This is a genomic window from Streptomyces sp. NPDC053474 (assembly GCF_044544845.1).
Taxonomy (GTDB): Bacteria; Actinomycetota; Actinomycetes; order Streptomycetales; family Streptomycetaceae; genus Streptomyces.
Window position 1 is genome coordinate 227278 of record NZ_JBITXV010000017.1, and the last position, 14345, is coordinate 241622.

Genomic DNA, 14345 nt, shown 5'->3' on the forward strand with positions numbered 1-14345 from the left:
TTCGTCCTTCGTCGGGGCAGGGGTGCGGGAGTGGTCAGGCCGGGCTGTCGTCCGGTGCGGCGTCACCGGTGATCTCACGCAGCATGTCGATGCGCTGCTGGGTCTCCGCCAGGGCCCGCTGTGCGCGCTGGAGGGCCCGCTTGCGGTCGGCGAGTTCGTGCTGGGAAAGGTTCAGGAAGTGCTGCGCGCTCGACTGCACGGCAAGGGCGTCGAGAGTGGAGCGGTCGCTCCGCTGGCGCCAGTGCGCGGCTGCCGCGCCGAGTGCGGCACGGGCCAACAGCCGGGAATGTCCCCGCAGCGGCACCGGCCGTCCCTCTCTGCCGGTCCGATAGGCCTCGATCGTGCGCAGGTCCCGGGTGTTGACGGCACTGCGGCTGGTAAGCGCGATGCCGTGGACGCTCAGCGGACGTTCGTGGCGTCCGGCGACGCCGAGCCCGTCCAGGCGGGGAAAAAGATAGAGATCGTGATCCGGCTCGTGGGTGTCGGTGGGATCGGCGAACAGGAGCGCCGGGATGAGCACGACGCTGCCCCGTACGTGAGGGGCTGTCAGCCAGTACCGCACGGCGCCCGTGGCGGGGTCGGCGAGCGACGTCATCTGCAAGGTTCCGAAGGCGCCCAGATCGCGCTGTGCGTTGCGGTCATCCAACGTTCTTCTCCTTCGGGTCGGTGAGTTCGAGTGGTGCCGCAGCGGTTCGCATCCGGGATCCGGGGCGGCGGGCCACCACAACCTTGATGACTCTTAAGACTGTACTCATGGCGAGGGTGGCTTGCAAGTCTTAAGAGGCGTTAGGTGTGCTGCCGGAGGCGTGAACGGCGCCGACCCAATCTGTGATCGTCACGGATCGGGCCTGAAGGGGGCAGGGGAAGCGGGGCCAGGCGCCGCCCGCACGGGCCTGGCCGCGGGCATGGCCAGCCCGTTACTGGGAGTTGGTCATCCGGTACTCGCGGGAGATCACGGCCGTCTCGCCGCGCCTGGGCAGTCCGGCCAGCGCGGTGCACTGGTAGGTGTTTGACGACGGCGACCCGGTCGGAAAAGTTGTAAAGCGCCCCTGCCTTCGTCGGATCGATCATGCGGCTCCTCGTCACGTACGTGGGCTCGGGCAGGGCGCGCGCAGGTGCGCAGTCCACCGTCCCCGCCGTACGCCAGCCGCAGAGAGCGGGGAGTTCAACGTGCGCGGCGGTGCGCCGGGCCCGGCGGGGAGACGTCCCCCGGCGACTGCCTCACGCGCCGCCCGCAACGTATGAGCGATCCCCCGTGGGTCCCAGTGCCTGCCCGCCGAGCCGACCGTCCAGGCGGAGCGATCACCTGCTCAGTGAGGAGGAGCAGCCAGCATGCTCAAGGTCCTCGGCGTCGCCGTGTTCGTGCTCGCCTTGTGATAGACGCTCCAACCAGCCAAGGCCAGGACGGCGCACACCCGAGTGATGGCCGCGTTGCGGGCTGCGCGCGTGGCAGCGACCCGGTTGCGCTGGATGCAGCGTTCCTTGTCGCGGCCGTCGATGAACCAAGTCGCTTCGATGCCGCGACCGGCCGGCCACAGGAACACGCCCTGCGCACCGTGCTCGCCATAGGCGTCGTGCCAGTCGTCCCGCAGAACGGCGAGCTCGACCGCGGCCGCGCGCAGGGCTGCGGAGGCGGCAGTGAGAGGCGGATGGTGCGCGTGCTGAGGCAGGCAGCCCACGCAGGCACCGCGCCGGTCCTTGGTGATCGAAGCCGGATCCTCCCACAGCTGCCGGGCGCGCCATGCGAGCGCGGTGAGCGTGGGCGCGTGGGTGAGCGAGGATGCTGCGGTCAGGGTCGCCGCCAACGCCTCGGATCCCTGCGTGACCGGATGCGTGCCCGCCTCGGCGAACGGCTCTGCGCACACGGTCGGCCAAGGAGGCGGTGTCGTGGCTGGCACAGAGGCTGGTCATCGCCTGGTGGAACGGGTGTGCCGCCAGGCGGTCGTCGGCAGAGATCATCATGCTCCATATCGTGGTGTGCGGTAGGGCCGGGGCGCCGGGCGGGCCTGGCGACGCGATGACGATGACCGCGCCGGTCTGAGGGGCTAGCGGTCCAGATGCGCAGCCGTCTCGAATGCGGCGAGGGCGTGGCGGGTCTTCTGCACCGCTGTGAGCAGATGCTGAGCAGTGAGGGATGTGACGTCGTGAGCGGCGCCGACGGCTGCGCGCGCCTGCTGGAGTGCGCCGTGGGCCTCGGACCACGCCTGCCCAGGGCCGGAGGTCCGCTCCATGACTGCCTTGGTGAAGTCGGCCAGAGAGCCGAGCGCGTTCGCAAGGCCCAGCGCCGGAATCTGGTGAACACCGGCGGCTTCGAAGGCCGCCAGCGCGCTGAGGCCGTTGTCCAACAGGCGGCGCGCGGGCACTGCCTGCCCCGCCGGCATCTGGCACTGTTCGCAGTTCTCGGGGCGGTGATAGGCGTCGGCAAGGCTGACGACGGCGGCTCTCACCTGCCGAGGAACGTCGTGGGCGGGGGTGCTGACGGCCTCGTACCACTCGTGGTCGGGGCCCGAGTAGCCCGGATCGATCACATGCGCGTGGGCGTGCGACTCGGCCCCCGGGCCGCCGTCCTGCACTCCGTTGAGATAGACCGTGACCCCGGTGAAGCCTTCGGGGTCACGGTCGACCACGACGTCGACGCGGGGGGTGGACACCGGGCGGCGGAGCTCGTAGCGCAGGCTGCCCGATACCCGGATTTCGAACACCTGGGGGGAGAGGCTGAGTTCGCTCAGTACGCAGTCCTCGACGGTGTCGAAGGCCTGCCATGCCTCTCTGGCGTCCACAGGCGTGCCCGTGGAGTTGGGTGCTCCGTCGTACCGTGATGCGACGGTCAGGGTCCGGCGCAGAATGCCGAGGGTGTGTCGGTGGGTGCGGCTGACGATGCGCAGGGTGCGGTTCCCCTTTCTGGTGGGAGGAGGTCGGTGCGTCGCACGGGCCCGAGCTGGCGCTCCGCCGTGCCGCATGGGCGGGTCGAAAGGACTCGTCCGGCGTCAGGGGTGCCGCGCGACGAAGGGCCAGTTCGCGGGCGAGCCCTCCGGAACCCGAAGTGCCTCTTAAGGCTATACGGTGTTGCAGGTGAGAGCAAGTCTTAAGAGTCGGGCGGGGTTCGGGTTAAGCAGCCGTGAGGCGTACGGCGTAGGCGGCTAGCGCGGTGACCCGCTCCGTGTCCAGGGCGATGTCGAGGAAGAGGTGGGCCTCCTCGCCGTGGCGGTGGATCGTGACAGCTGCCCCTGCATGTCCGAACTCGACACCGGGTGCTCCGGGCAGGCGGGCGGGAAGGGCGGGTGCAGGCTCGGGCGCGTAGCCGACGGCGCAGCCGGCGAGGTCGGCAGTGAACTGCCGCAGACTGTCGGCAGGATGGGTGCAACGGTTGTGGCACTGGAGCACCGCGAGGCGCGGCTCGCCCTCGCCCGCGTACAGCGCGTGGCGGGTGTGCGCGCCGTATCGGTGGCTGTGCACGATCGCGGACGCGGCGCGGGGGTTGCTGCGCACCAGCCAGAAGGCCTCGCCCTGCCTGTCCTGGAACCGACGGCCGAGCTGAAGCCCGGGGGTGTTGCGAACGGTCCGCCAGTCGGCTGCCACGTCCTGGCGTTCGCCGAGCCAGGAGAACAGCTCCAGTGCGCTCAGGCCGGCCGCCGCAGTGGCGAATGTGCTGTCCGCGGCCGCGGGAAGCGGACGGGTGCGTGCCAGCAGCAGCGGCGTCCCCTCCGGCCAGACGACGCCATCGTGCTTCAGGTGCAGCTGCTGGACGCGGCAGTCGCCGCAGCCCCCCCTCGGTGTGCTCAGGCAGCGGTCGAAGCCGCCCCAGGCCTGTCGTCCTGTCATGGACTCGAACAGCGCGGCATAGTTCTGCGGCAGCAGGCCGCACTGGGGGCGGCTGTCGAAGTGGGCGTTGAGGCTCAGGCGGTTCCACCCCCGGCCATCCGGCCCGCCGGGCCCGTATCCGGGCTCAGGCAGGAAGATCACAGAGTGCTCCTTCGTGGCGCAGGCCGTGTAGTGGCGGCAGGCCTTGCCCGTCACCAGGGCAGCGACTGGGCAAGCACGTCCGCCCGGTCGATCCCGTGGAAGAGCGCTACAGCGTCCCGGGCGGTCGGCGCGTCCTGGTGGCCGACCTCGAAGCGGCCTATGCGGGTCAGGTCGTCCCACCCGGGGAGGCAGTAGGCGACCCGCTCGCCGATCGGCACTGAGCCGTGGGCGCCGTCCGTGGCGAGCGTCGTGAAGCCGCTGCTCAACGCGAGCAGCGCCTGGCCATCGCTGACCCAGAAGTTCTGGCGGCCGTCTGCGGTGACGCTGAAGCCGTCCCCGGGACTGAAGCTGCGCTGCCGCTTGTCGCGGTAGTCGGTGGCGAGCTTCCGGTCGTGCCCGCTGAGCATCTCCGGGTCGGCGTTGCACAGCGTCACGGCGCGCCACAACAGGTCCTCGGCCGGACCGGTGGGGGCTGAGTAGGAGAAGACGGGCAGCATGGGGTGCTCCGGCCGGTAGCCGGAGCGGTAGCCCGTGACCATGTTGTGCCAGACGGTGATGAGCATGAGCGGCCTCTCGTGGTTGAGGGAAGGGCTGGGGGAGGGTCAGGCGCTGTCGCTGGAGAGCCGGATGGCGGAGCGGCGGCTGTTGTGCCTGTCCCGGGCCCGGCGCGGGCCCGAGGCGTGGGCCCCGCTGGCGCCGGACCGGCGGCGGTCCTGGACTGCGGCAACGCGGGCGGGGTTGCCGCCCTGGTGAGGCTTCCGTGAAGGCATGGGTGCGCTCCGTCCTTCCCTGGGGCATCGAGAAACCTTGACGTCTCTTAAGACTATACGCGCCCGGCGTGGGGGATGCAAGCCTTAAGAGGCGAGTGAGTTCTGTCGATGCGCGCCGGACGCAGGCGCGGTTGCGGCCGTGGAAGCCGTCTCGACCCGCCGTGCACCCACCGGCGCGGCGCTGCCAGGCCGCCGGGCGGCGATCGCCCTGCAGGCCCTTCGGTGGTCCAGGCTCCGCGCTGCCGATGCCGGCGGCGCCCGGCACGGTGTTTACGCCCGACCGCCGCGCAAGGGGGGCGGCGCACCTTCGTGCGGACTATGCGGCACGGTGGGACGGCCGGTACGGTGGATGCGGAAGCCCCTTTCGCAGGGGTCGGGCCCCGCCCCGGAGTGGCCTCTCCGGAACGGGACCCAGTGGCCTACGGGGGCCCCCAAGACGTCTGGGGGCCGCCGGTCATTGGCCCGACATCCACCGCCACAGCTCCCGGATCACCGCGATGATCCGCTCGCGCAAAGGCTTCCGCCGGTGCTTTCCCATGGGGTCCGTCCCCTTCCCTGCTGCCGTCCTGGCCGGGGACGGCTCCGGGAGACCCACATAGGTGTGGGCCCCCCATGGGCCCACACCCGAAGGCGCGGTACTCCCAAGGAAGGGACGGACCTTGCGGTCCGGCACAAGCCCACACTGTACGCGGCCAGTTGGTCACTGCGGGACCACAACGGACGCACCCCAGCGGCCAGGAAGCGGCGGCAGCAGGCGCCTACTGGACGAGGGCCCGGACCTGGCCCAGGCGCCTCTCCGCTTCCTCGGCCCGGCCCTTCATCCCCTCGAAGCGAGCCCGGTAGTCATCCGCCCGCTCCTTCCAGTCATCGGCCCGGCGCCGGGCCTGCTCGGCTGCCGAGCGGGCCTGGTCGCGCTGCGTGCGCATCTGCTCGGTGAGCTGAGCACGCTCCACCAGCTCGCCCAGACTCAAGGACGCCAGGACTTTCGCGTCCTTCGCCGGGCCCTGGGGTGCCTTCCGCCGGGCCGCCAGCTTCGGACGGTTCGGGGGTGCGGTGACCGCACCGGCGGGAGACTTCGGTGCCTTGGCCACCGCCGCCTTCGGCTTCTTGGGCTTGTGAGCCTTCAGGTGCGGCCTGATGCTGTTGATGTTCGGCGACGTGTACGTGCAGTGGCGGCAGCCGTACACCTCGGCCCCGTCCGCCAGCAGCAAGTGTCGGATCTGCTCGAAGGTCACGGTGACGCCGGGGCGGCTGATCGGTGACGGCGCGGGCTCGTCGGCGACTACCGTGACGCCGTTCACGTGCGTTGCGGTCATGCGGGACGGTGCTCCTTGTCGAAGGTCGGATACGGATCGGAAAGGAATGAGGCAGTCCGGCCGGTCCGCTCCAGCGGACCGGCCGGAGGGGCTCAGACGGCCAGCAGTTCGTACGCCTTCTGCTTCTTCTTGGCCACGTCGGAGGAGGTCAGGACGCGGTGCGCGCGGACGCTGTCGTCCTTGGCGGGGGCGTAGTGGTCCAAGTACTCGCCGATGGCCTGGATTCCGGCCCACCGGGTGTTGCGGATGTTCGCCTGCGTCTCGGCGTTCTCGAAGAGACTGCGCAAGGTGTTCATGCGCCGCATGTGGCTGTTGCGGGTCCGCACGCTCGGGTTCGGTTCCATCGGGCCCCAGATGTGCTCGCAGACCCGCTCGAAGGCGCCGAGGGTGAGCGTCTCGTTGATCAGCTTCTCGGCCTCGCGTTCGAAGGCCTCGGCGTACTCCCAGACCATCCCCAGTGCCTGGCGCGCTTCGGCGATCTTCGCCTTCGCGCCGGAGGTGTGCCGCACGGTGTAGTGGGCGACGGCGTTGGCCACGGCCATGTGCTGCGTGTTGGCGCACACGATGCGCGTGGGGGAGACGTTGAAACGGAAGCCGGACGAGCCGTCGTGGCTGTTGAGCCCTGCCAGGTACAGGTCGACATCGTCCGCTCCGGCGATGGAGATCGCCTTCGGGAGCTTCATCGTGACGAAGACGCGCTTGCCGCCGTGCAGCGACCCGGCCGTCTCGAAGTGCGCGCCGCTCTCCTCCACCAGGAGGTTCAGCAGTTCGCAGTGCTCCTCGTTCTGCACCGGCTCGTACTTCCGGCCGACGGTGCCAAGGCGCTCCGTCATCCCCGTCCTGGGGTTGGTCCGCACCGTGAAGTAGTCGTCGGAATCGATCCGAGTGACTCCGGAATCGGAGATCTCGTAGGCGTGCACGCCGCCGATCTTGCGGACGTTCCACTCCGACAAGTAGGCGTCAGCCAGGGCCTCTTCCGCAGTGAGCAGGCCGGGGCGGATGCGCCCGAGGCGGTGCCATGCGTCGAGGCGGGCGGAGACGAACGATGCGGTGCCGTCGGAGTGGACCTCAAGACCGTGCGACAAGGTAGCTCTCCCAATCGTCGTGGTGGGGGCGGAACCGCTCCGCCCTTTCGACTCTTAAGACAATACTCAGCCCACCTCGGGAGTGCAAGCCTTAAGAGTCATTCCGTGCAGGGGTCGCGCGCGCAGCCTGCACCCCGGGGTTGCGTCCCCCATCCCGTTGCAGTATAGTCTTAAGAGTCACTAGGGAGGGTGGAGCGCTGCAAAGCCGAACCGTCCTCTTGGTGCACCCCTTCCTGCCGGTCCTCTAGGCGGAAGGACTACCTGCCCTCGTGGAGTAGTGGTCATCTCGCCTCATTCTCAATGAGGAGATCGCGGGTTCGAATCCCGCCGAGGGCGCGCACCGCACGCAGCACATGCGCATCAACGCTCCCTCATGGCCGCCGGGTTGACGTGCCGAGTTGGCGGCGCGGGCGGCCAGGGCTGGTCTGCGTGAAGGAGGGGCCGCCCCGGCCGGGGGCGGCTGCGCGACCGGCCCTCGTCGTCTATCGGCCAAGACACCGGTCCTTCAATCCGGAGAACGGGGTTCGACTCCCCGCGAGGGCGCGCCTGAACCGCGCCGGAGCACCGTCGCACCGAGCCCGCGAGCCGTCGGCGCGATGTGTCGCGGCCGCCAGTCGCTTCAGTCGCTGGCCAAAGGGATCGGCGAAATCTCTCCACAGGCAGATCGCCTTACGGTCCGACAGCACACAGCAACGAGAGGGGAATTGTGGGCACCATCCGAGGCAGCCGCGCCGGGGCCAGCGCACAGAGGATGGCCCGCGGGCGCCGCGCTCGCCGCGTCCGCGCCGCCGCAATCGCCTGTGCGGCCGTGTTGGCGCTCGGCTTCCTGGCCGCCTGCGCCTTCGGCATCGCTGCCGGTGCCGTAGCGGCGGCAGCGGTACTGACGGCAGGCACCCGCCGGGCCGTTACCGGAGGGCGGAACTCGTGGGCCAAGGGTGCGGCAGGCGAGCGCCGGACCGCCCGTATCCTGGCCCCGCTCACCCGGCGCGGGCGGTATGCGGTCCTTCACGACCGGCTCATACGCCGCTCCTCCGCCGCCAACCTTGATCACATCGTCTTCGGCCCGATGGGCGCCGTCTACATCGACAGTAAGAACTGGGGCTCGGTCAGGTCTCGGGTGTGGGTCGGGGCGGGCGGGCAACTCCTGTTCGGGACCCCGAACGCCAGGCGCCCGAAGGGCTGTCGGGGCAGCGGGTTCGCCCGTGGACGGGCTGTGGCGACGGCGCGCTGGGAAGCCGACCAGATCCAGCGGGCGCTCGGCTGTCCGGTTCAGACCGTCGTAGCCGTCCACGGGGCCCGCGTGTCCGGCGGCCTCATCCGCCTCGACGGTGTCACCATCGTCCAGGCCAGCAGGCTGCGGAGTCTTCTGCGCGCCATGCCGCTGGCTCCGGGCTGGAGCCGCGAGAAGGTCCACGAAACCGCCCGTGTTGCCGACCGGCGGTTCCCGCCTGCCGCGTCCGGCGTAAACGCTGCCGACTGGACCGGTCGGCGCTCAAGTGGGGGCGGCCACTGAACCTTGAACGCCTCTTAAGGCTTGCGTTCGCCCGATGATGGCGGTATAGTCTTAAGAGTCAACGAGGGGAGGGCGAAATGCTTCGCCGCAGCCACACCTTGAACTACGGCCACAAGGGGCGCCGCAACCGCACGTACGACCGCACAGTCCGGAGGAACGCCAAGCGCCGTGAGCAGCGGCTGTGGCGGGGCGACGCACGGTGGGAGAGCTGATGACCGGGGAAGCGGGCACCACCGCCAGCAGAGCCGTACGCATGGCGGACGGCCACCACGACGGCGGGGATGCAGGCACATCGGCATATGCCGTCTTTGACCGCGCACGCGAAGACCTGACGCGGCGCGAGGTGAGCTCCACCCGCTTACTCCAGACGCTTGCCCTGGTCGTGCCCGTCGCCGAGGGCCTGCGGGCCCAGGTGGCAGACCTGACGGACCAGTTGACCGAGGCTCGAACCTGCCCGCTTACCGGACTGCCCACCCGGACCATGTGGACCACGCTGGCCGACTCGATCCTCGCCAAGGGGCCCACGGCAGTCCTGCTGGCCGACCTCGACGGCTTCAAGCCGATCAACGACCGCTTCGGCCACGCCGTCGGAGACGCGGTCCTGACCGAGCTCGGTGCAAGAATGCGGACCTGGGCGGAGAGCGAGGAAGCCGCACCGGGGCGGCTCGGCGGCGACGAATTCGTGGTGGCCATGACCGACAGCCCTGACCTGACCGACCGCGTCGCACGCCTCCACGCTTGTCTGACCAAGCCGTTCCGCTACCAGGGCCGCACCCTTTGCGTGGGGGCGTCCATCGGGACGGCACGCACCGACGACCTCGGAACCATGAGCCCGGCCAACGCACTGTCTGGCCTGCTGAAGGCTGCGGACAACGAAATGTACGCGGTCAAGGGCCGCAGCCGTCGCGGCCGCCGCGTCGCCCGCTTCGTTCCCAGTTGGCTTCGCCCTCTGGCCGACGCCCTTACCGGCAACTCGACGCTCCGGTGAACCGCCGGGGCGCCGGGTGAGCCCTCGCCCCGCTCGCCCGGGCGCCACACGGCGGTGAGCCAGCGCGAGCCCGGACGCGTAACGGCACGCCGAGCACCGCCCCTCCACCGGCGCGTCTGCCCGGACCGCGGCGAATGCCCCCGACGTCTTCGGTGAAGCCTCGGCACCGCCGCATCCCTGCCCGTGAGAAGAGCACCCCGAGGAGTTACGCCCATGCACCCCTGGACCAGCATTCCGCGCGACAGCCCTGACCTGGCCGAAATCAGGAGGCAGTTCACCGTCTGCCGTCGCCGCGAGGCCACAGAGCGCGGCCTCGCCTGGATCGACGCCGACGCCGCTGAGGCGTGGGCCCTGCACGACGATCCCGGATGGCTCGGCCGCATTTCCCTGTCCGCTGACTGGGACAGCGTCCGGATCTCCTCCCTTCTCCAGTGCGGCGACACCTACTGGGAGCTGCGCCGCGAGCCCGTCAAAGTACTGGTCCTGTCCGCCTGGATCGCCGATGACGACACCGTCACCGAAGGGGCGGAGACTGTCCGCGACGCCACCTGGACCGATGCCTTCGAGGGGGACTGGGAGCGGCACGCTGCGCGCGCCGCCCGCTGGATCGCCTCGGTGCCTGACCCTCGGGACCCGTTCGACTACACGCGCCAGCATCGCTTCCAGAAAGCCAGGGATCGCGCCGTCTCCCGGCTGAAGAAGTGGGCGTACGAGCGGCTGGAATCCGCAGGCGTCCCCCTGCGATGGCACATCGAGGACCACCGCGTCCACGTGAGCGACCGCCGCTACTGCACGCGCGTACTGCTCGCCGGATCCGATCACGAAGCGGTTCGCGAGGAATGGACCGACGGGCTGCCTCGGACCCGCCGGCACGTGATCGCCGCGGACCGCTTCCGGCGTCTGATGACCGTGTACGGGAACGTCGTCGACCTCAATAAGGTCAAGGCCGGGCCGGGCCTGCTGGCCGACCTGCGGCGCGAACTTGCCAAGGACCGCACCCCTCAGCCGTCGACCGCACCGTTCCGCACGTCCTCATGGGTTACCTGGACATGCCCCGATACCGCCGACACACGACGTGGTGTCGTCGTGGGTGAATCCCTGAAGGGGGCCAAGGTGTCGGCCGTGCGCATCCTGCCGGACGACGGCGCCGAGATGATCGAAGCCAGAGTGGAGCGGCATACGGGCAGAATCACCACGTGCGGCACGTTGGTCACTCCGGCCTCTGCGCCCGACTGAACCAGCAACCGGGGGCCTTGCCGTCCTGTGCCGCACTGCCGCACCCGGCTCCACAGGCGGAGTGTGGCTCTTAAGGATTGCATCCTTAGCGCCGCGACGGTATAGTCTTAAGAGTCAAAAAGGTTTCGGGTGCAGCCCGGAACGGCTTTCGACGCTGTCCATTACAAACCTCACCGCAAGGAGAGTTCCGATGACCCACGCGCCCGCGGTCCCCGTTGCCATCGACCCGCCCTACTGCGGCTGCGTGGACTGCATCACCGGATACAGCGTGCCGCTCGACCAAGCCGTCCCGGCTCAGCTAGCCGCGCTGCTGAACGGGACCATGGCCAATCGGCTCAACTCCCATACCGACTTGTGCCTGGACCTGACCTGTGCGGTGAGCCGCGGCAGCGTGCCGGTCATCCGCTCCGCCCGCGTCAGCTACCACAACGGCGGCGACATGGATGACCGCCTGTCATGGGACCTCTCTCCTGCAGACCTGGGCGCCAACTGGCAGGGGAGCGCGTAGAGCCCGTAGTGCGTCCGGTCCAGTGAGGGCCGGACGCAAGCGCTTCGCCCACCCTGGCCCAGGGCGCCCCGCTCTTGCCCGTCGCCGCTCCCGGAAACCCGGCCGAGAGTGAGATGGCCGTGAAATCATCCTTGGCCTTAGCTTGAGATTTAACGTCTCGACTTGCAACGCGATATGGCCGCTCGGTGAGATCAGTGTCGGCAGTGGGCCGTCACCGCCGTAGAACGCTGACGACGCGTTCCCTGCCCAGGATCGGGGCGTCCTCGCATCCTTCGGGGGTAACCAGGTAGGGGCCAACCCACTTGCGGGAGTAGCCCGTCGGGTCGTCCTGGTCAGGGTAGGTACGGCGGTGCGGCCGTACGAACCATTGGTGTCGGTAGATGCGGCCAGCGGTGTCGCGGGCCCCGCGGTCGTCGTCGGAGGCTGGCCGGACGGACTGGCGGAGCGTGATGTAGCGAACCGGAGCGTCGGGGTGCTCGGCCCCGGCTCGGCGCAGGCGTTTGCGGGCAGCGGCGTCGGGCCGCACCTGTTCGGCCTGCCACAGGGTACGGCGGGCGTCGGCAGGCTGACGGATCAGCAGCAGGGTACCCAGCAGGGTCCGGATGATCCGGAGCTGGTCTTCGTTGACCTCGTTGACCCGGTCCGAGCCCACGCCGTACCGGTCCTTCGCCGGGCGGCCGTGCCTGTCGACGGCCCAGGTGTGCTTCACCTCATCCCACTCGGTCTCGGTGTTCAGCGGGATCGTCGCGCCGAAGCCGATGGCCAGGTCACCGGCGAGCGAGCCGCTGACCTGGCGGGCCCAGGTCGGATCGGCCCGGCTGCCGACCTCCTCCAGGGCCCGCCGGTACGGCCCGGCGTCGTCCAGGACCAGGACGCGCAGCGTCATCCCGGCCCGGCACCACAGCACGGCCCGCGGCCGACCAAGGGTGTTGGTGTGAGCGCTCGGGTCGTCGGACCACAGCAGGAACCTGATCGGGTCCGGCAGGTCGTCCGCGTCGAACGCGCACACCGGCAGCTCTTCGCCGGTCGTCCGCGCCAGCCACGTCATGCGGTCGTTGACGAAGAACTGTTCCGCGCCGCGCACGGCCGACTGCATAAGGAAGGGATCGGTGAAGCCGTTGACCTGGATCGCGCCCGAACCACGCTGGCCGCGTACTACGTTGTCGTCGGCCCGCTGGAGCAGGTCCTGGCGGACCTCTGGAACATCGCATGCTCGTAGGTGAGTTGTCGCCACGCCCGACACACTTCCGAGATGTGTATCGCGTTGCAAGTCACGACGTTAGATCTCAAGCTCAGGGCCGCCGACGGAACCAGCCTCGGCGGCTTCGGCGGCGGCTTCGCGGGCGATGTCGTCCTGAACGATCTTCTGGTACACCGGGGGCGGAGTCGTCAAGTTTCAGTAGGGCTGCGGGCAATGCGCGGGTCGAGGGCGTACACCGGCAGCCCGGGACGTGGGGGTAGGTGTTCGTTGACCCAGGTTCCGCGGACCCAAGTGCGGCGCCGGGTGAACGTCACGCCCTCGATGGCTTCAGGTCCGTAGACGGGACCGGAGGGACGGCCGTGTTCGTCGAGCAGGTGCACGCGGGTGTTGCGGGTGAAGTGCGCCCGGCGCCACTCACGATATTGGGCGGCTGGCTTGCCCGGTCCGCTGGCGGGTGCGGGGGGCGCCTGGGCGGGTGGCGCGGGCTGGTGGGGCGGGGCGGTGAAGGAACGCACGCGCAGGAGTGCACCGGCCAGGGCCTGCGGGGTGCGGGCGCGGCGGCGGCGCTCCGCGGGGGGCAGGCCGCGGCTTTTCTTGCCCCTGTTTTTGCCGCATGAGCGGGCCCGGCCCGGCACAGGCGGGGGTACATCCCAGCCCTCCAGGCCGAGCAGCGCCGAGTAGTTGCGCAGGATGCGGGCGGCCGGGCTGGAGCGTTCGAGGTGAGTGACCGGCACGAGCCCGAACTGGTTGGGTCCGTGGTCCGCGTGTACGGAGACGATCAGCCAGCCCTGGTCCGGGTCGAGAACGTACGTGTCGCCGGTGTCGTCGGGGCATCCCAGTAGGAGGCCGCCAACGATCAGAAGGCTCCGGCCGAAGAGGGCAGCCTTCTCGGCACCGGCGGAGGCCATGGCGGTGACGTGGGCGTGCAGGGTCGCATCGTCGGCCGTCACGGCGGGCAGGGGGATGCCGTCGTGGAAGACAAGGACGCTCTCGGCGGGCAGCCGCAACTCGGTGCCCGGGTCGGGCGGCAGTCCAGTGGCGGCGTCGAACGCGGCGGGGGCCGGGATGAAGTGCGGCCACGCGGTGTAGGCGGCCATCAACGCCAGCACCTGGTGGACCCTGGCCACCGCCTCGTCCTCGGAGCCGCCGCGCAGAGGCCGGCCGCTCATGGCTTCGGGGCTCACGCTCCGGTACCGGATCACCGCGGCGTCTCCTGGCTGGAGGTGCTGCGCGGTACGAACCAGGCTGCCACGGTCGGTGACGGTCTCGTAAGCCCGGTCGTCGGCAAAGTCGTGCCGAAGAAGCCACGGGACCAATTCCAGCACATCCCAGTCACGGCCGTCGGCCAGGCGAACAACGCCCTCCAGCTGGCCGTCGCCTGCCACCAAGTTCTGGCCCGGCGCGAGGTGCCGCGTCACGCCCACCCTCTCCAGCAGCCGCCGCCACGTGGCGGCGATGCTCCCAGCGTTCACCTCTCCGGACTCCTGAAGACGGGCGACCTCGGCCGCGTCGAGGCCGTACAAGAGCCGGGCCAAAGCCTCGGCCATCGGATCACCAGGCGGCAACAAGCCGGACTCCATGGACATGAGCGGCGTCTCTCATCTCTTTAGTTCGGGCTCGGCAAGGAGCAGCACGGGCATGTCCTGACGCTGGCTCACAGTACGGCGACCCGGCGCCGGCGCCCGTCAACTCGCCGCGCCGACCGCGTACGCGCTGTCCGACCTCGGGCACTGCCCGGCGAGGGCAAGGGCCCGGCGCATCCAGT

General features: G+C 69.9%; 14 protein-coding genes and 2 tRNA genes. 7 read left to right on the forward strand and 9 right to left on the reverse strand.

The features are described from left to right. Nucleotides 1-34: 34 nt before the first annotated feature. From ACIG3E_RS33665 to ACIG3E_RS33695, 7 genes are all read right to left on the reverse strand, one after another. Nucleotides 35-646 (reverse strand): hypothetical protein, encoded by a 612-nt coding sequence (locus ACIG3E_RS33665; RefSeq protein WP_399623461.1) that lies wholly within the window; start codon nt 644-646, stop codon nt 35-37. 664 nt (nt 647-1310) lie between these two features. Next, nucleotides 1311-1865, reverse strand: a complete 555-nt coding sequence (locus tag ACIG3E_RS33670) for a hypothetical protein (RefSeq protein ID WP_399623463.1) — start codon at nt 1863-1865, stop codon at nt 1311-1313. 180 nt (nt 1866-2045) lie between these two features. Further along, the gene (locus ACIG3E_RS33675; protein WP_399623465.1) at nt 2046-2780 is read right to left on the reverse strand and encodes a hypothetical protein; all 735 of its coding nucleotides are present in this window, start codon (nt 2778-2780) and stop codon (nt 2046-2048) included. Nucleotides 2781-3108: 328 nt separating this feature from the next. Then, nucleotides 3109-3963, reverse strand: coding sequence for a hypothetical protein (locus ACIG3E_RS33680; protein ID WP_399623467.1), 855 nt, complete (start codon nt 3961-3963; stop codon nt 3109-3111). Between the two features lie 50 nt (nt 3964-4013). After that, nucleotides 4014-4526 carry a hypothetical protein gene (locus ACIG3E_RS33685; RefSeq protein WP_399623469.1) on the reverse strand — a complete coding sequence of 171 codons (513 nt, stop codon included), beginning with the start codon at nt 4524-4526 and terminating at the stop codon, nt 4014-4016. Between the two features lie 965 nt (nt 4527-5491). Further along, a complete protein-coding gene (locus tag ACIG3E_RS33690; protein WP_399623470.1) occupies nt 5492-6049 on the reverse strand; it encodes a hypothetical protein in 558 nt (185 codons plus the stop codon). Nucleotides 6050-6141: 92 nt separating this feature from the next. Then, nucleotides 6142-7134, reverse strand: a complete 993-nt coding sequence (locus ACIG3E_RS33695; protein ID WP_399623472.1) for a DUF932 domain-containing protein — start codon at nt 7132-7134, stop codon at nt 6142-6144. A gap of 263 nt (nt 7135-7397) precedes the next feature. Between ACIG3E_RS33695 and ACIG3E_RS33700 the strand changes: the two genes are divergently transcribed. The 7 genes from ACIG3E_RS33700 (at nt 7398) to ACIG3E_RS33730 (ending at nt 11379) form a co-directional block, all read left to right on the forward strand. Further along, nucleotides 7398-7470 (forward strand) — tRNA-Glu (locus ACIG3E_RS33700). Between the two features lie 135 nt (nt 7471-7605). Further along, nucleotides 7606-7677, forward strand: a tRNA-Glu gene (locus ACIG3E_RS33705). Between the two features lie 265 nt (nt 7678-7942). Next, entirely contained in the window at nt 7943-8647 is a 705-nt protein-coding gene (locus tag ACIG3E_RS33710) for a nuclease-related domain-containing protein (RefSeq protein WP_399623474.1), read from the forward strand. A gap of 77 nt (nt 8648-8724) precedes the next feature. Then, complete coding sequence (locus ACIG3E_RS33715; RefSeq protein WP_399623476.1) at nt 8725-8859, forward strand: hypothetical protein; 135 nt, start codon at nt 8725-8727, stop codon at nt 8857-8859. Continuing rightward, the gene (locus tag ACIG3E_RS33720) at nt 8859-9635 is read left to right on the forward strand and encodes a GGDEF domain-containing protein (RefSeq protein WP_399623478.1); all 777 of its coding nucleotides are present in this window, start codon (nt 8859-8861) and stop codon (nt 9633-9635) included. Before ACIG3E_RS33715 ends, ACIG3E_RS33720 begins: the two co-directional genes overlap by 1 nt. 213 nt (nt 9636-9848) lie before the next feature. Beyond that, nucleotides 9849-10871 (forward strand): hypothetical protein, encoded by a 1023-nt coding sequence (locus ACIG3E_RS33725; protein WP_399623479.1) that lies wholly within the window; start codon nt 9849-9851, stop codon nt 10869-10871. 190 nt (nt 10872-11061) lie between these two features. Next, nucleotides 11062-11379 (forward strand): hypothetical protein, encoded by a 318-nt coding sequence (locus ACIG3E_RS33730; protein WP_399623481.1) that lies wholly within the window; start codon nt 11062-11064, stop codon nt 11377-11379. 211 nt (nt 11380-11590) lie between these two features. Here ACIG3E_RS33730 and ACIG3E_RS33735 read toward each other — a convergent pair whose 3' ends face one another. Further along, the gene (locus ACIG3E_RS33735) at nt 11591-12613 is read right to left on the reverse strand and encodes a hypothetical protein (RefSeq protein ID WP_399623483.1); all 1023 of its coding nucleotides are present in this window, start codon (nt 12611-12613) and stop codon (nt 11591-11593) included. Nucleotides 12614-12768: 155 nt separating this feature from the next. Continuing rightward, nucleotides 12769-14166, reverse strand: a complete 1398-nt coding sequence (locus ACIG3E_RS33740) for a hypothetical protein (protein WP_399623485.1) — start codon at nt 14164-14166, stop codon at nt 12769-12771. Nucleotides 14167-14345 lie beyond the last annotated feature (179 nt).

Coding starts and splice junctions, on each gene's coding strand:
- ACIG3E_RS33685 (WP_399623469.1), bottom strand. CDS start 4,526: ATGCTCATCACCGTCTGGCACAACATGGTCACGGGCTACCGCTCCGGC.
- ACIG3E_RS33690 (WP_399623470.1), bottom strand. CDS start 6,049: ATGACCGCAACGCACGTGAACGGCGTCACGGTAGTCGCCGACGAGCCC.
- ACIG3E_RS33715 (WP_399623476.1), top strand. CDS start 8,725: ATGCTTCGCCGCAGCCACACCTTGAACTACGGCCACAAGGGGCGCCGC.
- ACIG3E_RS33720 (WP_399623478.1), top strand. CDS start 8,859: ATGACCGGGGAAGCGGGCACCACCGCCAGCAGAGCCGTACGCATGGCG.
- ACIG3E_RS33725 (WP_399623479.1), top strand. CDS start 9,849: ATGCACCCCTGGACCAGCATTCCGCGCGACAGCCCTGACCTGGCCGAA.
- ACIG3E_RS33730 (WP_399623481.1), top strand. CDS start 11,062: ATGACCCACGCGCCCGCGGTCCCCGTTGCCATCGACCCGCCCTACTGC.
- ACIG3E_RS33740 (WP_399623485.1), bottom strand. CDS start 14,166: ATGTCCATGGAGTCCGGCTTGTTGCCGCCTGGTGATCCGATGGCCGAG.